Source organism: Bacillus sp. Nf3 (assembly GCF_003028545.1).
GTDB lineage: Bacteria > Bacillota > Bacilli > Bacillales > Bacillaceae > Bacillus > Bacillus safensis.
On sequence record NZ_PYUA01000003.1, the window covers coordinates 78,234 to 98,375 of the forward strand.

The window sequence follows — 20,142 nt, forward strand, 5'->3', positions numbered from 1 at the left end:
AATATAAAAAGACATTTACGCTCATGATCAAGATTGATGAGGTAAATGTCTGGTTTAAAAGACAAAATGTGTGTGCGAAATAAGGCGTGAGTATCACTGACGCTTTTCCGACATCTCCTATCAACCGTAGGGGGTTTGATGTGATAGAGCGGCTGGTATCCTGGCTGGTGAATCTGCAAGCTTTTCATCCTTCCCATCCTAATGACAGTGGATTCATGAGAAAAGCTCTCCTCACTCACAGTGGCGGGACCGCGCCGGATTTTCACCGGTCTTCCCAATTAAAATTCGACGTGTAATCGAATTACCGACTCTCAAACTATGAATTTATTGTGTTCGATTATATAACGTTCACTTCATTTCGTCAAAGTAAATTTTGAATAATTTTAATTAAAAAAATCCTGAGAAAATTCTTACTTTTCTCAGGACCTCTATTTAAGCTATAGAGATAAAAGATCTGCTTCCAATGTTTTTTCTAAAAGGACATCAGGCGCAGTTAAATATAAAAATCCATTCCCTACAAGGGCTTTCGACTGTTTTAATGGAAGAGTTCTTCTGACAAGCTGAGCATAGATCTCAGGTTCTGTCAGCTTGCGCTGGAACGCTTCTTCTTCGGCATTTTTAATAATGGCTAGTGCACCGCTTACGTGAGGGGCAGCCATTGAAGTCCCTGTGAGCCTGCCATATTTATGATTAGGGAGAGTGGATAAAATGTCTTCTCCTGGAGCGACGAGGTCGATTTCTTTATTGGCATTAGAAAATTCAGAGGATTCTCTAGCAAGGGAAACAGAACCGACGGCAATGACCTCATTGTATGCTGCTGGGTAGGAGAACTCTTCCGTACGCTCGTCCCCGTCCCCTTCATTTCCTGCTGCGCATACAACAAGCACACCGCTTTTTACCGCATTTTGAATGGCTTCCTGCAGGGCTGGCTCATTGCTTGGACCACCGAGAGACATAGAGATAATATCAACCTTCTGCTCTGCAGCATAGTTGATGCCATCAATGATCCATTCGTATTTTCCGCTGCCATTTTCACCGCCAAGAACTTTCACGATGAGCAGCTTGGCTTCAGGGGCAACCCCTAAAATTCCGCCATTTTGATCTGTTGCGGCAATCGTTCCTGCTACATGGGTACCATGCCCATTGTAGTCTTTGACATTTTCAGCATCTCCATCGTCATCATCGGTAAAGTTCTTTCCTCCGATAATCTGATCTTTTAAGTCGGGATGCTCTGTGTCACAGCCTGTATCAAGGACAGCAATGGTTATGCCTTTTCCTTTGAAGCCACTTGACCAAAGTTCGGGTGCTTTTATCTCCTGAATACTTTCCGGCGTCTCTTTCGCTTCCATCACATTGGCTTTTACTTCATACGGAATTAAGCGAATTTCACCTTTCATAAGAAAGCCCTCCTTATTTTGTTTTCAAAGTAGATTCAGGCTGCGTAATGTTATTGTATAAAAGAAACTTTTGATCGGAAAGGGTCAATTGTAATAATTTTTCAAATAAACAATCTATTATCAAAAGTGCATTTCTCCTCACTTATTGACGAAAGAGCTCACCTTTTGAAGAAAACTCTTGATATCATATGAAAAAGAAGGAAATGCTGCATAGTGAGGTTGCACCTGTACAGATGAAAATGGGTGAATAGAACTAAAATAGGCAGATTGAAAAAGAATCAATAGATGAAAGAAGAGAAGAAAATAGATAAACCATGAGAGTAGATTATTGCTTTTCAATGATAATTTTATAAAGAATAAGAAATGTAAAAAGTATTTGACATTTAAGGGACTAATGCTATGATTATAAATGTAAAGAGTATTTGACATTTTATTTGGGAGGGGACTAAAGATTGGATTACGTAAAGGTTGTCTATTCAGTTATAATATTATTGATCGGATTGTTCATTTTGATCACTTCGATGATTCAAAAGGGTGATGAACGAAAGAGATTTATTTACTCGAAAGCTCAATCTTATGCGTTTATTGTGGTTTTCGGTATGCTTTTATTAGAAGTCGCACAAAATATTTTTCTAACGATTCAAGGGAACTCAAATCAGGGTATTGGGATTTCACCTATCGCGTTCCTGTCTGTGGTTTCAATAATATATGTATTCACATTCCTCATTTACAGAAAAAAATATGGTGATTAAATGCAGAATCATATTAGAGAGCTAAGAAAATCTAATAAATTGTCTCAAGAAGAATTAGCTAAACTTTGTAAGGTGTCGAGACAAACCATTAATGCGATCGAAAATGATAAATATGACCCCACTTTGCAATTAGCTTTTGACATAGCTTTTGTTTTAGGAACTTCAGTAGATCAGCTCTTTGTCAGCAGACCTATAAAAAAGTAAACAGGCCTCAAGATGAGGTCTTTTTTTGAGTGGTTAGCCGGTTTATTTCCTTTCAATTGATGTGCGGTTACTGTGTTAAAAAAACTTCATTCAATATATTTCTTCTTTTATGAAAAAATAGATGTGAAGATTGTGACTGTTCCAAATGAGAAAGGCAACATATAATAATGGAAAGACAAGCTTGCCTTTCAGATAGGAGAGATAGAGATGAACAAAGGGAAGATACTCGTAGTCGAAGATGAAAAGAAAATCGCAAGGGTGCTGTCACTTGAACTTGAATATGAAGGATATGAGGTGACAGTCAAAGAGACAGGAATGGCCGGCCTTCAGGCTCTTGAAGAAGACAGCTTCGATTTGGTGCTACTTGACGTCATGCTTCCAGAGTTAAGTGGTCTTGAAGTGCTGAGAAGGGTTCGAAAGACAAATACAGCGACACCTATTATTTTGATTACAGCAAGGGGGAGTGTCCCTGATAAGGTAAGCGGGCTCGATCTTGGGGCGAATGATTATATAACAAAACCTTTTGACATAGAAGAATTATTAGCACGAATTCGCGCGCAGCTAAGGTTGAATATACATGCACAAGAAGAAAAGGAGACAGAGCTGAGCATAGCAGATTTAACGGTCAACGAGAAAACAAGAGAAATACAAAGGGCTGGGCAAATGCTTGAACTCACGCCGAGAGAATATGATCTGCTTGTCCACTTACTGAACCATCAGCAGCAAGTGCTCACAAGAGATCAGCTTTTAACAGCGGTTTGGGGTTTTGATTATTTCGGTGATACAAACGTGGTTGATGTCTATATCCGTTATTTAAGGAAAAAAATCGATTACCCATTCGAAAAACAGCTGATTCACACAGTGAGAGGTGTGGGTTATGTGATGAAAGGATAAAGAATGAGATTAAAAAATAAGATTCAGCTTTATACGTCGTTGTCTTTGTTTTTAATGGTGCTCTTGTTTCATACAGCCATTTATTTTATTTTTTCGATGACCTTGACGCAAAAAGATATGTCCCGTTTGTCTGAGGTGGCTGAAAATATTGCCATTGCTTTAAAAAAATCAGAGGAAGAGGGTCTTCCGTCCTCGGAGCTGCTGAAGGCGTACCTGCCTCAAAATGGCATGATCCGTGTCGTGACAGAATCGGGAGAGTCAAAACTGACTGTCACAAAGGAATCAACGTTTAGCTCACTGCCTTTTACATACGAATCTGGCCAGACGGCTGAAATCAAAGAATACAATAAGCATATGGTTGCGTTCGCTGCTATTCCGGTCATTTGGACAAATGGTGAGATTATGTCGCTTCAAGTATATGAAGAAATCGAAAATACGGAAGAGAACTTAGCGTTATTAAAAATGATTTTAATCACAACCGGCGTTTTGTTTATTGTGCTTTCCTATTTTGCAGGCCACGTGTTAACAAAGCAAATTGTACGGCCGATTAGCAGAATAACGAGTACCATGAAGGCAAGTATGAAAGAGAAGGCGTTTAAACGAATTGAATTAACAGGCGATTCAAAGGATGAACTATATCAAATGGGACAAACCTTTAATGAAATGTCCGAGATTCTCGAGAAGCATTATGAAAAAGAACAGCAATTTTTGCATGATGCCTCTCATGAATTAAAGACTCCGATTACCGTCATTATGAGCTACAGCAATTTACTAAAACGCTGGGGGCAAACACGTCCAGAGGTTGTAGAAGAATCTTCCCAAGCGATTCATGATGAAGCGAAAAAAATGAAAAGACTGACAGATCAATTACTGACATTGGCGAAAAACGGTCAGCCGTTATACTTGGATATGAAGCCGGTTGATCTTGGTCATTTGTGCAAGCAGCTATGTCATACACTTGAAGTGGCCACCAATCGAACGATTCAATTCCATGTGCAGGCAGATCAGCCGCTGATCGCAGAAGGAGACGAAGAGAAAATCAAACAGCTTTTGACCATCTTAATTGATAATGCGGTCAAATATAGTAGAGAGCCAGTTGATGTGACCTGCGGATGGGCAGGAGACAAGCCATTTATTTCAGTGATTGATCAAGGAATCGGTATAAAAGAAGAGGATCTGCCGAAAATCTTTGACCGCTTTTTCCGTGTGGATGAAGCGAGAAATAGCGAGACGGGTGGAACCGGACTTGGTCTTTCAATTGCGAAGCAAATTGCAGAAGAACATGGGGCCGAGCTGAAGGTAGACAGCCGTATCGGCGAAGGGACAGCCATGACCATTCTTTTTCAGAAATGAATGGGTCTTTTCTCATCAATTTCTCATTTCCTCCTTATAAAATAGGAAATAGGAAGGAGGCGCTGCATGTCTAGAAAAACGAAAATGGTGCTTGCGCTCGCAGGATGTCTTGCAATTCTTGCGGCCTTTGCAATGCTCATGATCCAAACCATTGATCATAAAATATTAAGTGAAGCAGAAATGAAAAAAATGATCGCAAAAGACTACAATGGAAACATTACTCATATTGATTTAATCAACCATAAACAGGACTATACATTGACGCTGGAAAATGCAAATGGCATTTACCAAATCATTGCATCTTCTGCAAGCGGTCAAATGAAAGAAATTAGACAGTTAAAAAGCTATCAGAAGCCGAATGAAAAAAATGCTGAGCTCCAGGCAGAAGAGGCGGCTGTTAAAAAGGTGAGCGGAACCGTCATTCAAAAAAAAGAGACGTCAGATCGTTTTATTTTTACCATCCAATCAAAAAAAGAATTATATCAAGTTGAGGTCGACAAACAGTCATTCAAGGTGCTTGAAGCAGAAAAGAAAAAACCAACCTCTAAAGAAAAGAAGCTCACAAAAATCACTGTCGAGGAAGCGATCCAAATTGCCGTCAAAGAAGTTGGCGGAACAGTGGATGATGCCGATCTTGAAACATTCAGCGGTATGCTCGTATTTGAGGTGGAGCTGGATTTGCCTGACGGCAGAGAGGCAGAGGTGCTTGTGAACGCCTATACAGGAGACATTGAGGGCATTACGTACGAAAACTAATCCTTTTCTCATGATATTCTCATGTTTCTTTCCTTCCTTTATCATCTTGTTTTCTTAAGATATAGAAGAAATCAAAAAGAGGAGGAAATAAACATGATGAAAAAAGTACTAGTAGCTACAGCATTAACGGGAACTCTTGTCGCAGGTGGTTTCACACTTCAAGCACAAAATACAAATCAAACAGCAAACGCCGAGCAAGTCGTGCAAAAGAAATCGTCTTTTGTTTCAAAGAAACAAGCTGAAAAAGCAGCCTTAAAAGTGGTGAAAGGCTATGTAGACGATGTGGATCTTGAGCGTAAAAAAGGAAAATGGGTGTATGAGGTCGAGATTAAAAAAGGCGGCTTTGAATATAAAGTATATGTCGATGCAAAAACTGGAAAAGCGCTGAATGATCCAGTCAAAGAAAAGAAACAGAATGTGAAGATCACGAAAAAACAAGCTGAAAAAATTGCTCTTGCAAAAGTAAAAGGCACAGTCACCGATTCTGATCTAGATAAAGAAAATGGTGTGTACATCTATGAAGTTGAAATCACAACACCAAGCGGCGAAGAAGTTGATTTTGAGATTTCCGCTAAAACGGGCAAAATCCTGAAGCAAGAATGGGATGATTAAGCCATCACCAAACCTTACACTTTCATGTGTAAGGTTTTTTCATTGGGACAAACTACGGGAAAGGAGGCGAGAGAATATGAAGAAAAAAGAAGAAGAGCAGACAATGGATTATGCGGAATACGTTCCGCATCCTGATGGAGAAGGATATGCTTTGTTTTTGCATGATTCCTTTCATCTCCTCTCCCAAGAGGATATGAATCAGCCGGAAGAGGAATAAAAAGACAGGAAAGGGCGATGGCAAGAGCTGTCCATCGCTTTTTTTTTTAAAAGTAAGCGAATACATAAGAATACTTGGCATCTTGCTTATTGACATCATTCCGCTTTTTCTGTAATCTCAGTGTGTTAACAATATGAGACTTCGTTAGGTGAGGCTCCTGTATGGAGATACGCTGCTGCCCAAAAATGTCCAAAGACGCCAATGGGTCAACAGAAATCATCGACATAAGGTGATTTTTAATGCAGCTGGATTTTATCCTATGCCATACAGTGCTAAAGCTCTACGATTGAAGGAGCAAGTGTTTATTTTGTCATGCTTACAAAGCGCCTTCATTCGGTTGAAGGTGCTTTTTTATGAGAAAAGGAGGTGTGGGGATGGATCATCCCGATTCGAGACACATAGAGAGTATGTCAAAAGATCAGATTGACGCATCAGACAGAGGAGATCCTGACCCCCCGCACATTCTAAGGGATTCGGGTATCTCCTGACTTTGGGGAGGTAACAGCGATGATACAGAACATTACGTACGATGAACTCATTTTAAGAATCATTATTTTGTTAAGAGATGGCAAACGCAAAGAATTCAAAAACATTATGGAAGAACTTCAGCCATATGACATGGCCTATTTATTTAAAGAACTTCCAGAAAAACACCGCGGCCGCTTTCTCAGCTTTTTAACAGTCGATGATGTGACGGAAATGATGGGTGAGCTTGAGCGCGAGTACCAAGAAATTGTGCTTGAAAAAGTAGGGAAAGACAAAGCCACCTTCGTCACAAACAAAATGGATAACGATGACCTAGCCAACTTGTTTGATGAAATGGATGATGAGCTGAAAGATCAGCTTTTATCAAACATGGAGGCAGAGGAATCAAAGGCCGTCCAGCTTCTCATGAATTATCCAGCTGAGACAGCAGGCCGGATCATGACCAACCGGTACGTATGGATTCCTCAGCACTATACGGTTCAGGACGCAGTTGTGAAGCTGAAAAGCTTTGCTGAAATTGCAGAATCGATCAACTATTTATATGTTATTAACGATCAAAAGCAGCTTGTAGGGGTTCTGTCGTACCGCGATCTCATTTTAGGTGAACCAGATGAAAAAGTGCAGGATCTTATGTTTACAAGAGTCATTGCCGTTGGAGCCTTTCAGGATCAGGAAGAAATCGCCAAGCTGATTGAACGGTATGATTTTCTTGCCATTCCTGTTGTGGAAGAGAACAATGTCCTGGTCGGAATCGTCACAGTCGATGATATCATTGATGTCGTCATCCAAGAGGCAGGAGAAGACTATGAGAAGTTCGCAGCCTCCGGTAAAGATATTACATTCGACACGCCCGCTTTTGTTGCAGCATACCGCCGTCTCCCGTGGCTCATTTTACTTTTATTCATTGGGCTGATTTCAGGCAGTATTTTAAATTACTTTGAAGATACCCTTCAGCAAGTCGTCGCCTTAGCCTTCTTCATGCCAATGATTGCTGGGATGACAGGGAATACAGGGACACAGTCGCTAGCGGTCGTCATTAGAGGACTTTCAAAAGAGGAATTAACGAAAAAAACCATTATGCGCCTGATTTTTAGAGAGCTCCGAACCAGTATTTACATTGGGATTGTCTGTTCCATCATTATTACAGTCGTCGCAATGGTGTGGCAGGGCAATATGATTTTAGGTTTTGTTGTCGGGTCCTCACTACTTGCCACACTGATTATTGGAACGATGGCAGGTACGATCGTGCCTATTATTTTACACAGATTAAACGTCGACCCTGCTATTGCATCTGGGCCGCTCATTACAACATTGAATGATATTTTATCACTGCTCATCTATTTTGGAATTGCGACAGCATTCCTCCATACACTTATGTAGCAAGAAGACTGTAAAACATGACGTTTTACAGTCTCAGCGCGCTGACAAACCCTTGCATTCGGTGTCAGTCCTTGCGTGCCGGTGCTCACGAATGTTCAATTCGCTCCGCTCCGGTACTCGTCCTTCCTAGACTTCAAAGGTTTTCAGATCGCGCTGAACGGTAGACAAAGGACCATCCTTTGTCCACAATCTAAGACTGTAAAACATGACGTTTTACAGTCTTTTTTTGTATAAAGATTGCATATAGCGCTTCCATCCTTTACATTTTAAGGAGAAGGTGGGAGAGAAACATGAAGAAGTTTTTATTCATTTTGATGTGTTTGCTTTTGCTGAATGCATGTCAAAGGGAAGACGAGGGGAAAGATCGGAGGCTAGTGGCTGCAGAGCATATGCTTGAAGCCATCACTGAAGGAAATAAAAGAAAAATGGAAGACGTCTACGTCGAAGGTGCGTTCCCGAGCCCAAATGACATTCTGAAATTGAAAAAAGAATGGGGCATAGACACACTTTCTTATGAGGACTTTCAATTGGAAGAAGCCAGCATTCATGTGTTCCATGCGAATTATGAAGATGCAAAAACCGGGAAGAAAAAGGCACTTGCCCTCCGGGTGAAAGAAGATCCAGAAAGAGGCGGTGTGCTAATTGACTTTGTAGGGGTTGTTGAAGGGTCTGAGGCATCCTCTAAATAAAAGTCAAGGTATATTTAAAAGGATAGAAGAGCCGACAAAAATTAGCTCTCCTATCCTCTTTTTTATCACAAATCAGTTATACCCATTAACTCCATAAAGTGTGAGAGGGCACTGGTCATGTAAGAATCGCGGCGCCTTATAAACACAGTGGGTACTATTCTATGTGGCTCCGGTAATGGATGACAGGTAAAGCCGCCTTGCACCCGGGATTCAACCATAGATTTTGGTAATACGGTAACTCCCAGTCCGTTTTCAACGCATTTAAGCACGCCCTCTAAAGTACCATATTCCATTACCTTCATAGGAGGATAACCGCTGCTCTCTAGCCATTGCTGCCAACGGCCTAAATAGATGCAATGAGCGAATGACGAGAGCAATGGTTCGTGTAAAATTGATTCTACCTGGAATTTCTCCGAGGAGTAGCTTGTAATCAGGACCAGGGATTCGTCCAATACAGGATACTCCATAATTTCCGGATGAAGAATGGGCCCATCTACCAATGCGCCGTCTACCTTGTAGTTGAGAATAGCGTTAACTTGATCTACTGTAGGTGCCATATACATACTCAATTCTACTTGTGGAAAATTCTTATGATATTCGGCAAAAATTTTTGGCAATCTTGTAGAAGCGGTTGACTCTATAGATCCAATGTGTAAAGTTCCCCGCGGAGTAGAGGAAAGCTTTACTGCCTCTATCGCTTCTTCGAAATCGTAGAGTAATTTGTTTACATAGGGCAATAGTTCGCGTCCTGCAGGTGTTAAAGATATCTTCTTATGATATCGATAGAGAAGAGGAACTCCTAATTCTTGTTCAAGACGTTGGATTCGTGCAGTAACATTGGACTGCACATAATTCAATTTCTGTGCCGCTTTTGTGATGCTTTGTTCAATTGCAACGGCTTTAAAAACTTCCAAAGATTTAATATCCAAAATAACTCTCCTTTTTGCATCACAAATTGTGATTAACTATACGTTATTTTTTGATTTTACGTGATCCAACGGAATAAGTAAACTTAATGATATAAGAGGTTGATGCTAATTGTGTCCCTTGGTATTTGATCATGAGGAGGATGGTGAGGTAGGGAATTTTATCTGGAAAAAGATAAACAGACGTTTCCAATGAATGAGGAGGGAATCTATTGATTTCTAAGACGAATATCCAAGAGAAATTTTTGCAAATAAATGATTATTGGAATCCTAGAATAAGCGGAGAATTGAACGATTCATACATTAAAATGGTAAAAGTTAAAGGTGAATTCATTTGGCATCACCATGATGACGAGGATGAAATGTTTTTTGTATGTAAAGGGAAGCTGGTCATCCGTTTCAGGGATAAAGAAATAGCTCTTAATGAAGGGGAGTTTATTGTGATTCCTAAAGGAATTGAACATCAGCCAATTGCTGAAGAAGAAGTTCATTTGCTATTAATTGAACCTAAAACGACTCTAAACACTGGGAATGTGGTCAATGAACGAACCGTTTCGATTCCTGAACGAATCGATGAACACTAACTCGTTGCACTTAACAGGCGCGTTAGTTAAAAAAGAGGCAGCAATCGCTGTCTCTTTTTCATTCAGCAATTGCAACAATCAATACGAACAAAGCTTTGATTTTAAAGAGTAAGCGATTCTTTTTTGTTTAACGATTTTTATACCGAAAGTGTGCATTAATCTGGCCTTCAAGCATTTTTTTCTTAAATTGTCCGCTTTTTAGCGCTTGTTCTTTTTTCTTCATGTCTTTTAAAATTTCAGCTGTCTGCACACCGTCTTCCCGTTTATTGGCGATGTCCATTAAACGTTCAACATCTGCAAAAGAATATTTCCGTGTGCCTCTTGTTGAGCGCTGGGGGTAAATGAGTTTACGTTCCTCATAATATCGGATTTGCCTGACGGAAAGCCCTGTTAACTCACTGACAATCCCGATTGAAATGACTTTTTTATCTTTATAAGATACATCTTCCTGCGTCATATACTCACCCCTGCAAGTCTTTTCTTCATATTATATAGAACGAGAAGTAAAAAAACCTATCGTTTGTTAGAAAATATAACACAAAAACGAAAAAAATGAAAAAACTATGGAAGGAAAGATAACAGGTAATGTGCAATGCATCTTACGTCGGCATATAATCATGGTGAGTTGACATAGGAGGAGGAGCATATAATGGAGCAAGCACAGATCATTCGTATGGCAAAAGAAATCATCGCATTAGATGTGAAGAGGGATGAATTGCTCGAGCAATTCATGCAGGCTGCGGGTCAGAATGCACATGCGCTTCTAAGAGCCATGCAAAATGATTTGTATAAGAGGTCTTCATAAGCACCCGATCCAAATCACTTGATAGGAGGGGATAATCGGTGCGGCGTATATTAAAAGAAGCTTTAGCAAAAGAAAGACATTATTATACGAAGCAGCTATGTTCATTGGGGGTTTACAGCCCTGATGCGGCCAAGAACATGACAATTAGTGACTTAAAAAAAGAGTATCATTTCTTTTTCAACAAAACAGAGCGCTGTTTGTAAAAATCCCTTGAAATGTGCGTATGTCACATAAAGGGTTCTTTTTTTGTTTAATATTATAGCAATATTGAATTTTGTAGAAATTTGGCGAATGAAGTGCAAGAAACCATAGATTCTTTACAGATTATGTTAAAGTGTGTCGCATCTTGATGGTTTGCTGAAAAAGCTTTTTTTCGAGATGATTGTGAAAAATAAGAAGGATTTTAAAAGTTTATATCGAAAACTTATACATAACACGAATGGAGTCACTTATGTGGTTGAAAGGGTTTTCAAAAACGTACTTCTATTTTTTACGAAAGGCTCCAACTGCACCGCAAGACAGCCTTGAAGTTAAAAAAATATTATAAGAGGTAGATATGTGATGAGACTATCGTTTAATGAAGAAGAAGTAGAACGCTCAATGACGCTTTACAAGGTTTTTGCAAGAGCATTTAAAAGCGTTTCAGAACACAGTATTAGAGACAGCAAAGAGCATGGGTTTAATCCAACTGAATTTGCCGTACTTGAATTACTGTACACGAGAGGTGCTCAAAAGCTTCAGCAAATCGGCTCAAGACTCCTGCTTGTCAGCGGGAATGTGACGTACGTAATTGACAAATTAGAACGAAATGGTTTCATTGAAAGAGAACAGGACCCTAAGGATAAACGTTCGGTTTATGCCCATTTAACGGATAAAGGGCGAAGTTATCTTGACAAGATTTATCCGATCCACTCTCTTCGGATTGCGCGTGCATTCTCTGGTCTGACGCGTGAAGAACAAGAGCAATTGATTAGTCTATTGAAAAAAGCAGGTATTCACAGTCAGCATTTATTATTTAGATAAAACGAAAAGGTGCCATGATTGGCACCTTTTCGATTGTTGATAAAGGGCTAAAGTGATCTTTATTTTAGCCCTTTGTCTTCTTCTTAGCTCAGCGTGACAGAAAACCTTTGAAGTCTAGGAAGGACGAGTACCGGAGCGGAGCGAATTGAGCATTCGTGAACACCGGCACGCAGGACTGACACCGAATGCGAGGGTTTGTCTGCACGCTGGAAGGTGCCATGATTGGTACCTTTTTTATGTATCAAGATGCGCCGGATAGGCGATGAATTTTTCAATATCGCTTGCTGGCAGCGGCTTGGCATAATAGAACCCTTGCAGGTCGTCACAGCCCTGGGCAGATAATAGCTGGGCCTGTGCAAATGTTTCAACACCTTCTGCTATCACTTCGAGAGATAATTGGTGTCCCATCGCTATAATAGCCCCTGTAATCTGTTCTGACTTTGAATCACTTAAAATATCCTCAATAAAGGATTTATCAATTTTCAGTCGATGAATAGGTAAATCCTTTAAATAGCTTAATGAGCTGTGGCCTGTACCGAAATCATCAATACTAATGCGGACGCCAAGTTGTTTTAGCGATGTTAGCACTTGTTTTGATTGCTTGATATTGTCCATTGTCATACTTTCTGTGACTTCAAGCTCCAAGAGGGACGGTTTCAGGTCGTATTTTTTCAGTGTCAGCTTGATCAAATCAATTAAGTCTTCAGAATTGAATTGTTTCGCAGATAAATTCACAGCCACAGGGATCTTTAGCCCATCGTCATACCACCTTTTTGCCTGCTTACCAGCCGTGTCAATGACCCATCTGCCAATATCGATGATCAGTCCTGATTCCTCTGCCAGCTCAATAAAAGCCTCAGGTGACTTTAAGGAACCATCTGGTGCCTTCATTCTTAAAAGGGCTTCAACCCCAGTCATCTTTCTTGTTTTGGCACTGACTTGCGGCTGGTAGTGAAGGACAAATTGTTCTCTTTGAATGGCATCCCTCAGCTCTAGCTCTCGGTTTAACCTGTCCTCACTCAATCTTTCCATGGATTCGGTAAAGAACTCATAACGGCTTTGCTTATGTTTTTTGGATAAATACATGGCCATATCGGCTTTTCTCATCAGCTCCATTCCGTCTTTGCCATTTTGCGGAGAGATAGCGATCCCAATGCTGATCGATGTAATGAGTTGATGGTTCTGGATGAAAAAAGGACGTTCAAATTGATGGATGATATTTTTAGAAAATTGTTCGACTTTATATGTATCATGATCCATGTGAGGAAAGATCATTAAAAATTCATCGCCGCCAAGTCTTGCGATAAAGCCATTGTCCGGTAAACATTGCGTCAGTCTATTTGCGGCAGCTTTCAGCAGTAAGTCTCCGATGTTATGCCCAAGTGCATCATTAATAATTTTAAAACGATTTAAGTCAAGAAACAGAACCGCTGTTGATGTTTTTGACTTTTCTTGAGCGGAGAGAACATCATTTAAATGATTAATGCCGTGGCGGCGGTTAGGAAGCTCTGTTAATGCATCATAATGTGCCATCACATGAATTTCTTTTTCTGCTATCCGCTGCTGCGTTAAATCTTTTAAAACAAGATAAATGCTGTCGAGTGAATTGTTTACATGGACAGGTATGTAAGTGACATGATAATAATAAAAACGATCTGCTGCTTTCAGTTCTGCTTCGCGTGTAATGGCTTTTTTTGACTGAGAAATAAATTCTTCCCACAATTCAGTAGGCATCACATATTGGCTGACATCATCACCAATCTTAGAATTGCACAACTCTAAGATTTGTTTACCTGAGTCATTTGCAGAAAGCACCTTTCGATGGACAGATAACACGATAATACCGTCTATATTATGCTTGATCAGCGATTGAAACCGCTGTTCATTTTCCTTCAGCTGATCTGACTGTGTCATGATCCGGTGATCGATATAGGCACCAAAGATCATCAGCGTTTGGACAATCAGTGTCATCAATCCGATGAAAAGCGACAGACTGAATGGCGACATTTCAAAAAAACCACCATCAGCGGCCTGTCCATTTGTATGATAAAACATGGTAGAGGCAGCCATACCAGTATAATGCATACCTGCTATAGCACCGCCCATCAACATTGAACCAAGACCCTTTAAAAGATAATTCTCCCGTTTACTTTTAGTGCGGTCAACACGAAAGAAGAGCTTCAATGAGAAGTAGGAGGTAATGGCAGCAATGAAAAACGAAAGAAAAAAGAGGACTGGATCATAGCTGATTGAGACATTGGCCATTGATTCCATTCCAAGATAATGCATGCTACAAATAGCTGAACCCATGGTGATTGAACTAATGAGCAGCCGTCTTCTAGAGAGCTGCTTTTGAATGCATATTGAAAAAGCGATCAAGGATCCGATAAATGAGGCCAAAATCGATAAAATCAGTAAGTATGTATCATATGTGATGCCAACACGCATTTGAAATGCCATCATGCCAATAAAATGCATCGACCATATCCCCATTCCCATGATCATTGCACCAATGAGAAGCCATACCTTTTTCTTTGCACCGCTTGATTGTGCTACCCTGCTGGCTATATGAAGAGCTGAGTAGGAGGCAACAGCGGCGACAGCGATTGACAGAAAGACAAGCCATCCATTGTAGCTTCCTGTTAAATGGGTCATGTAAGAAAACCTCCAGTACTTTAAAACAGACATATACTTAATATATCGGATCGAATGGCTTCTGTGTTCACCTTTCCTTCACTTAAATACAATAATCAACGTTTTTTTCACCCTTTTTTTATAGTAAAATCAAATTTAATGTAAAAAAACGACGAAAAGCGAATCGTTTCTTTGGTTTTATTCGTTTAATATATGGTGTGATTCTAAAAGAGATAGAATCAGTCAAATGATTATGTTTGAAAGGGATTGATAAACATCGAAGATTTTATTATTTCTTTAGCTGATGCCTTTAAGAACTTGTCATACTTTGGCATCTTCCTCGCATTATGCATTGAATTTGTACCTGCTGAAGTGGTTTTGCCTCTTGCGGGTTACTGGGTCTCAGAAGGGGACATGGCTTTTATCGGTGTTGTGGCGGCCGGCTCCATTGGCGGCGTGGCTGGTCCTTTGACCTTGTACTGGTTAGGACGTTACGGCGGCAGACCCTTTTTAAATAAATATGGAAAGTACTTTTTTATAAAACCTGAGTCGCTTGATAAATCGGATGCTTTCTTTGAAAAGCATGGTGGATTCGTCGCATTCAGCGGCCGGTTCATACCAGGGGTCAGAACACTTATCTCCATCCCGTGTGGCATTGCCAAGATGAATGTGTGGGTCTTTTGCCTGTATACGTTTTTGGCAATTACACCAATTACATTTGTGTATGTGTATCTTGGATTTATGCTCGGAGAGAACTGGAAAGAGGTTGGCGCCATCTTAGATCCATATCTTTTACCAATTGGGATCGGTGTGGTGTTATTGTTTGTTCTCTACTTATTGCTAAAACGAAGAAAAAGAAAAACAGAAACGCCAACTGCCTAATCAATGGATCGAAGTGAATTTCACCTGTTGACAATCCAGTGTCTATTGATTAAGATATAAGTAATCTAAATATTCTAAATCCCGCCAAAGGGGAGTAGCGTCCGGTTTTTACCGGAAACAAAGTCGTCATTACATGGACTGATGTTCATCGGCTTTGTTGGCATGATTCTACATATCACATGTCTAGCAAGACCTTTGCCATTACAGGCAAAGGTCTTTTTTGCATTCATAAGCCTTTGTCTGTTGTGGGACAATAGATAAAAAAACAAGGAGGAATGATGATGGATGCAGCCATTATTTTAGAGTACGGGTGGGTTCTACTCGTACTGATTGGATTAGAAGGGATTTTAGCAGCTGATAACGCGCTGGTCATGGCCGTGATGGTCAAACACCTTCCTGAAAAACAAAGAAAAAAGGCACTGTTTTACGGACTTGCAGGTGCGTTTGTCATGCGGTTTGGTTCTCTGTTTCTTATTTCGTTTTTAGTGGATGTGTGGCAAGTTCAAGCCATTGGCGCAATTTATCTTCTTTATATTTCCATTCACCATATTTTAAAATCGCACGTATTTAAGAAAAAGGAAACTGAAACAAATATGAAACAAAGCGGTTTCTGGGCAACAGTCGTGAAAGTAGAGCTTGCCGACATTGCTTTTGCTGTTGATTCTATTTTAGCAGCCGTCGCTTTAGCTGTGACACTGCCGAAAACAAGTCTTCCGCAAATCGGTGGACTCGATGGCGGTCAATTTATTGTCATTCTTTTAGGCGGTATTATTGGTCTTGTCATTATGCGATTTGCAGCAACGGTCTTTGTGAAACTGCTCAAAACAAGACCGAGCCTAGAAACAGCAGCATTTGTCATTGTCGGATGGGTGGGTGTGAAGCTCACGCTTTATACACTGTCACATCCAGCCATTGGGGTCGTATCGTCTCATTTTATCCATTCAGCATTATGGAAAGTGATTTTCTGGACAGTGCTTCTCGCAATTGCAGCATTTGGCTGGTTTTTATCAAATCCATCAAGAAAAGGCGGGCAGGAAAACGAGGAGAAACAAGAGGCACGACTGGGAGAGTAGGTTTTTTGAAAGAAATATCATTTCATTTTCATAACACGTATATTACAAATAAGGGGGAGTTACCCCCTTATTTCTTTGCTTTTAGACGAAACATTGTAAAGTAGATGATGACATACATGTCATAATTGAGTAACAGGAAATGAATTCCTCATTTCTTCCTTTGCGCTTCCCTCATAAATTAGCTATCATAAATGAGTAATATAGGGAGAACTGAGGTGAAACCATTGCTTAGCCTTTTGTTTAAAAAAGGAAAGAAAAAGCAAACATTAGAGCAGTCGGCTATCAGTATTCAACAAGGTGATAGCGAACTGCAAAATGCATTAATAGAGCAATACAAACCATTTGTCGCTAAGACGGTTTCATCCGTTTGTAAACGATATATAGATGAAAAAGATGATGAATTTAGCATAGGCTTAATTGCCTTTAATGAAGCGATAGAAAAATACTCTGCCGAAAAAGGAAACTCACTGCTTGCTTTCGCAGAATTAATTATTAAAAGAAAAGTGATTGACTATATTCGAAAAGAAGCAAGGAATGCGCCAACGGTTCAAATGGACCTGCAAGAAAGTGAGAATGGCGAATACTCTCAAAGCATGATTGAAGCAGAGCTCTCGGCAAATGAATATAGGCGTTTAATTGAACAAGAACATAGAAGAGAAGAGATTGAACATTTTAAAGAACGACTGAAAGTATACGGTCTCACGTTTCAAGAGCTGCTTGAGCATTCACCAAAGCATGCAGATGCCAGGCAAAATGCCATTAAAGTAGCCCATACACTCGTTGAACACGATGAGCTGAGAACGATTTTATTTCAGAAAAAACAATTGCCGGTCAAGCAGCTGGAAAAGCTAGTGGAAGTCAGCCGCAAAACGATTGAGAGAAATAGAAAATATATCATTGCGATGGCGATCATTATGACAGGTGATTATGTGTATTTGAAAGATTACCTTAAAGGGGTGCTTAATTCATGAGAAGAGGCATTATAGTAGAGAAAAACAAAAAATATGTCACGCTGCTGACCCCTGATGGACAATTTCTGCGGACAAAATATGAAGAGCAAAACTATGAAATCGGCCAAGAAGTGACATTTCCAAATGAATCACGTCTTGAAAGAAAAAGAGCCGGTTTTTTTGACCTGCTTCGTTTACGTCCGTTAAATGCAGGAATTCTATCAATAGCAGCGATTATTGTCGTAATTTTTACTATGATGCCATCTTTCTCAAGTCAAAAAGCATATGCGTATATGACAATTGACATTAACCCAAGCTTTGAGCTGAAGCTTGATCACAATTATCAAGTGATCGGTGTCACACCGCTGAATAAAGATGCGAAGCAAGTACTGGCGAGTATGAAGGATTTAGAAAAAAACGACATGACCAAAGTCGTGCAGGAAATTATAGATGACTGTGACAAAAAAGGATATGTGAACGACTCTAAAAGTATTTATATTTCAACCGTTTATGAAAACAAGCAGGACAATACATATAAAACAAACGTAAAAAGCAAAATTAATACCATTTCTGGTGAATATCAAAAACGCAATTATAAGCTGGAAGCTGTGGAAAGTGACCTGGAAACAAGAGAAAAAGCTCAAAAGGCAGGCATTTCAACAGGAACATATATTAGAAATCAAGAAATGCAAGACAAAGAACATGAAGATATCAAAAAGGATGAAGACGCAGCAGAGAACGATGCTGTGAAGGAAGAAGATCCTAAGAAACATGATGAAGAACAAGCAGATAAAGACAAACAAGAAGACGTAAAAACAGACGATAGCAAAGAGATGCAGCCAGATCAAGAGGCTCCAGAAGCTGAGGACAAAGAGCAGAAGGAAGCAGAGAGGGAAGAGCAAGGATCTGTTCAAAAGCCTCAAAAACCTGAGGATGAAAGCAAAGACAACAAAATAAAGGAAGAAAAGGTTCCTTCTTTCGATAAAGAGCAAAAAAAAAATCACTCAACTGATCGTGATGAAAGAAGACACTGGAACGGACCATCACGTGGTGATGCGGAAAAACACGCAAAAAAAAACGGCAGGGATCTGAACAATCCTTCCGCTGAACAAAAAAGAGAACATGCAAAGCAAAAAGGGAAAGGTGCACCGTTTCCTTATCGCGAGAACCGGCATGAGCACACATATGAACAATAAAAAAACGCCAGAATAGCTCCGGCGTATTTCACCATGTCTTTATTTAGATTGATTGCCCATTTGTGATTGAGCTTGTTGAACGAGTCTTTTTGTGATTTCACCACCAACAGAACCGTTAGCACGTGAGACTGTATCTGAACCGAGAGTGACGCCAAATTCTTGCGCGATCTCGTATTTAAATTGATCTAAAGCTTGTTCTACTCCAGGAACAAGAAGTTGATTTCGATTTGCCATGTCATATTCCTCCTTTCACCTCATGTTTGTTGCGCCTTCTTATTTTGAAAAAAACGGCGTGCAATTATGCTGGCAATTGCTGTACAAAAAAGCCGAGGTGATGGAAGTCACCTCGGTTCTTATTTATCCCTTATTCAGCTGCAGCGTATTATACATCATTTCTTGAGCTGTGCTTTGCAAATGAGAAGTAAAGACAGAGAAGACGGTAGAACTGATAATGCCTTTAATCAAATGCCATTGGCTCTTCGTCAATTCTGTAAACTCGTCATGGAGCTTGTCTGTCTGCTCCTCGGTTATTTCTCGTAAATTTGTTTCCTTTAATGGAAATTGTGTATGGTGATAAATAAAATCAAGGACGTGCGCATATGCTTCATAAAAACGGATTGGACTAATAATATCATCTGTTCGATCTGTGATGGTGTTAAATAAGGCAGATAAGATCACACGAATGGTATCGAAGTCAAAAACTGATTTTAAATCCCTGACAATTAATAAAATAACGACCTGATCAATAGAGTATTTTTTGCCAAGCTCTGGATGGCCAATCATATCTTTAATATCACGTTTGATCCAATTTTGAATCGCCGTCGATTTAAGAGAAGTCAGCTCACACAAGTTGCCAAGCTCAACAATTTCATTTGTAGACAGACCATGCTCTGATTTTTGCTTCCGCCGTTCAAGCTTCTCAAAAAAAGACGGGATCTTTAATTCATCATAGTCATGATCCTTGCCATTTTTTACAGATAGTTTCAAAAGCTGAAGCGGAGTCAGATCTCCCTCTCCTTTTAGAGAATACAGAAGTCTTGTCATGTCAATTCTCGTTAATTTAAAAGTAACCATGTTCCACCTCATTTGTACGTCAAAACGTGATTATTGATCTAATTCAACATCATAGTCTCTTTTTGATGAAAATGCAAAATAAACTCAAAATCAATGCCGGCGCGTCACAATTTGTTCACTTTTAAGCTGGAGCAAATGTCGTAAATATTGATGTGACGGGGCTTTAGCCGTTATGATAAACAGAGAAGTTGATTCCTTTTTCCTTGCAATTTGAGACGTTTATTTTTATAATTTTATTAATAAGTTCATTTGAAC

Annotated in this window: 22 protein-coding genes and 3 riboswitches; of the genes, 16 read left to right on the plus strand and 6 right to left on the minus strand. The window is 39.8% G+C overall.

Features of this window, described 5'->3' with window-relative positions:
- Positions 1 to 133: 133 nt before the first annotated feature.
- Positions 134 to 325: riboswitch (cobalamin riboswitch) on the minus strand.
- Positions 326 to 437: 112 nt separating this feature from the next.
- Positions 438 to 1,397 carry a S8 family peptidase gene (locus tag C9414_RS09855; RefSeq protein ID WP_039178019.1) on the minus strand — a complete coding sequence of 320 codons (960 nt, stop codon included), beginning with the start codon at positions 1,395 to 1,397 and terminating at the stop codon, positions 438 to 440.
- A 752-nt stretch (positions 1,398 to 2,149) separates the two neighbouring features.
- Between C9414_RS09855 and C9414_RS09865 the strand changes: the two genes are divergently transcribed.
- The 8 genes from C9414_RS09865 to C9414_RS09900 all read left to right on the plus strand — a co-directional run bounded on the left by C9414_RS09865 (position 2,150) and on the right by C9414_RS09900 (position 8,740).
- Entirely contained in the window at positions 2,150 to 2,353 is a 204-nt protein-coding gene (locus C9414_RS09865) for a helix-turn-helix transcriptional regulator (RefSeq protein ID WP_039178022.1), read from the plus strand.
- 207 nt (positions 2,354 to 2,560) lie between these two features.
- Positions 2,561 to 3,247 carry a response regulator transcription factor gene (locus tag C9414_RS09870; protein ID WP_039178024.1) on the plus strand — a complete coding sequence of 229 codons (687 nt, stop codon included), beginning with the start codon at positions 2,561 to 2,563 and terminating at the stop codon, positions 3,245 to 3,247.
- A gap of 3 nt (positions 3,248 to 3,250) precedes the next feature.
- Positions 3,251 to 4,600 carry an ATP-binding protein gene (locus tag C9414_RS09875; protein WP_099663197.1) on the plus strand — a complete coding sequence of 450 codons (1,350 nt, stop codon included), beginning with the start codon at positions 3,251 to 3,253 and terminating at the stop codon, positions 4,598 to 4,600.
- A gap of 66 nt (positions 4,601 to 4,666) precedes the next feature.
- Complete coding sequence (locus C9414_RS09880; protein ID WP_047203018.1) at positions 4,667 to 5,356, plus strand: PepSY domain-containing protein; 690 nt, start codon at positions 4,667 to 4,669, stop codon at positions 5,354 to 5,356.
- A 93-nt stretch (positions 5,357 to 5,449) separates the two neighbouring features.
- Complete coding sequence (locus C9414_RS09885; RefSeq protein WP_039178030.1) at positions 5,450 to 5,968, plus strand: PepSY domain-containing protein; 519 nt, start codon at positions 5,450 to 5,452, stop codon at positions 5,966 to 5,968.
- Positions 5,969 to 6,044: 76 nt separating this feature from the next.
- Positions 6,045 to 6,185: a hypothetical protein gene (locus tag C9414_RS20185; RefSeq protein ID WP_180272400.1), complete on the plus strand. Its 141-nt coding sequence runs from the start codon at positions 6,045 to 6,047 to the stop codon at positions 6,183 to 6,185.
- A gap of 133 nt (positions 6,186 to 6,318) precedes the next feature.
- A riboswitch (M-box (ykoK) riboswitch) is annotated at positions 6,319 to 6,483 on the plus strand.
- A gap of 209 nt (positions 6,484 to 6,692) precedes the next feature.
- Complete coding sequence (gene mgtE / locus C9414_RS09895; protein WP_039178033.1) at positions 6,693 to 8,051, plus strand: magnesium transporter; 1,359 nt, start codon at positions 6,693 to 6,695, stop codon at positions 8,049 to 8,051.
- Positions 8,052 to 8,341: 290 nt separating this feature from the next.
- A complete protein-coding gene (locus C9414_RS09900; RefSeq protein ID WP_047202740.1) occupies positions 8,342 to 8,740 on the plus strand; it encodes a hypothetical protein in 399 nt (132 codons plus the stop codon).
- A 65-nt stretch (positions 8,741 to 8,805) separates the two neighbouring features.
- Here the strand turns inward: C9414_RS09900 and C9414_RS09905 are convergent, their stop codons facing one another.
- Positions 8,806 to 9,669: a LysR family transcriptional regulator gene (locus C9414_RS09905; protein WP_107163556.1), complete on the minus strand. Its 864-nt coding sequence runs from the start codon at positions 9,667 to 9,669 to the stop codon at positions 8,806 to 8,808.
- A gap of 209 nt (positions 9,670 to 9,878) precedes the next feature.
- Between C9414_RS09905 and C9414_RS09910 the strand changes: the two genes are divergently transcribed.
- Complete coding sequence (locus C9414_RS09910; RefSeq protein ID WP_082672266.1) at positions 9,879 to 10,250, plus strand: cupin domain-containing protein; 372 nt, start codon at positions 9,879 to 9,881, stop codon at positions 10,248 to 10,250.
- 127 nt (positions 10,251 to 10,377) lie between these two features.
- Here C9414_RS09910 and C9414_RS09915 read toward each other — a convergent pair whose 3' ends face one another.
- Complete coding sequence (locus C9414_RS09915; RefSeq protein WP_024424656.1) at positions 10,378 to 10,707, minus strand: MerR family transcriptional regulator; 330 nt, start codon at positions 10,705 to 10,707, stop codon at positions 10,378 to 10,380.
- Between the two features lie 192 nt (positions 10,708 to 10,899).
- Here C9414_RS09915 and C9414_RS20190 point away from each other — a divergent pair, with 192 nt between their 5' ends.
- The 3 genes from C9414_RS20190 (at position 10,900) to C9414_RS09925 (ending at position 12,078) form a co-directional block, all read left to right on the plus strand.
- Entirely contained in the window at positions 10,900 to 11,055 is a 156-nt protein-coding gene (locus C9414_RS20190; RefSeq protein WP_099663201.1) for a hypothetical protein, read from the plus strand.
- A 38-nt stretch (positions 11,056 to 11,093) separates the two neighbouring features.
- The gene (locus C9414_RS09920; protein WP_024426818.1) at positions 11,094 to 11,258 is read left to right on the plus strand and encodes a hypothetical protein; all 165 of its coding nucleotides are present in this window, start codon (positions 11,094 to 11,096) and stop codon (positions 11,256 to 11,258) included.
- A gap of 355 nt (positions 11,259 to 11,613) precedes the next feature.
- Complete coding sequence (locus C9414_RS09925) at positions 11,614 to 12,078, plus strand: MarR family winged helix-turn-helix transcriptional regulator (RefSeq protein ID WP_095408317.1); 465 nt, start codon at positions 11,614 to 11,616, stop codon at positions 12,076 to 12,078.
- Between the two features lie 234 nt (positions 12,079 to 12,312).
- On the opposite strand, the gene C9414_RS09935 is transcribed toward C9414_RS09925, so the two are convergent.
- On the minus strand, positions 12,313 to 14,733 hold the full coding sequence (locus C9414_RS09935; RefSeq protein WP_047202742.1) for a bifunctional diguanylate cyclase/phosphodiesterase: 2,421 nt from the start codon (positions 14,731 to 14,733) through the stop codon (positions 12,313 to 12,315).
- A gap of 246 nt (positions 14,734 to 14,979) precedes the next feature.
- Here C9414_RS09935 and C9414_RS09940 point away from each other — a divergent pair, with 246 nt between their 5' ends.
- The 4 genes from C9414_RS09940 (at position 14,980) to C9414_RS09955 (ending at position 18,813) form a co-directional block, all read left to right on the plus strand.
- Entirely contained in the window at positions 14,980 to 15,594 is a 615-nt protein-coding gene (locus C9414_RS09940; RefSeq protein ID WP_039178042.1) for a DedA family protein, read from the plus strand.
- 77 nt (positions 15,595 to 15,671) lie between these two features.
- A riboswitch (yybP-ykoY riboswitch) is annotated at positions 15,672 to 15,842 on the plus strand.
- A gap of 33 nt (positions 15,843 to 15,875) precedes the next feature.
- Complete coding sequence (locus tag C9414_RS09945; protein WP_039178043.1) at positions 15,876 to 16,667, plus strand: TerC family protein; 792 nt, start codon at positions 15,876 to 15,878, stop codon at positions 16,665 to 16,667.
- 215 nt (positions 16,668 to 16,882) lie between these two features.
- Positions 16,883 to 17,638: an RNA polymerase sigma factor SigI gene (gene sigI, locus C9414_RS09950; RefSeq protein WP_039178045.1), complete on the plus strand. Its 756-nt coding sequence runs from the start codon at positions 16,883 to 16,885 to the stop codon at positions 17,636 to 17,638.
- The gene (locus C9414_RS09955) at positions 17,635 to 18,813 is read left to right on the plus strand and encodes an anti-sigma factor domain-containing protein (RefSeq protein ID WP_107163557.1); all 1,179 of its coding nucleotides are present in this window, start codon (positions 17,635 to 17,637) and stop codon (positions 18,811 to 18,813) included. The genes sigI and C9414_RS09955 overlap by 4 nt, the downstream gene beginning before the upstream one ends.
- A 39-nt stretch (positions 18,814 to 18,852) precedes the next feature.
- Here the strand turns inward: C9414_RS09955 and C9414_RS09960 are convergent, their stop codons facing one another.
- On the minus strand, positions 18,853 to 19,047 hold the full coding sequence (locus C9414_RS09960) for an alpha/beta-type small acid-soluble spore protein (RefSeq protein ID WP_024424662.1): 195 nt from the start codon (positions 19,045 to 19,047) through the stop codon (positions 18,853 to 18,855).
- Positions 19,048 to 19,170: 123 nt separating this feature from the next.
- Entirely contained in the window at positions 19,171 to 19,887 is a 717-nt protein-coding gene (locus C9414_RS09965) for a DUF1836 domain-containing protein (RefSeq protein ID WP_039178049.1), read from the minus strand.
- Positions 19,888 to 20,142: the final 255 nt, after the last annotated feature.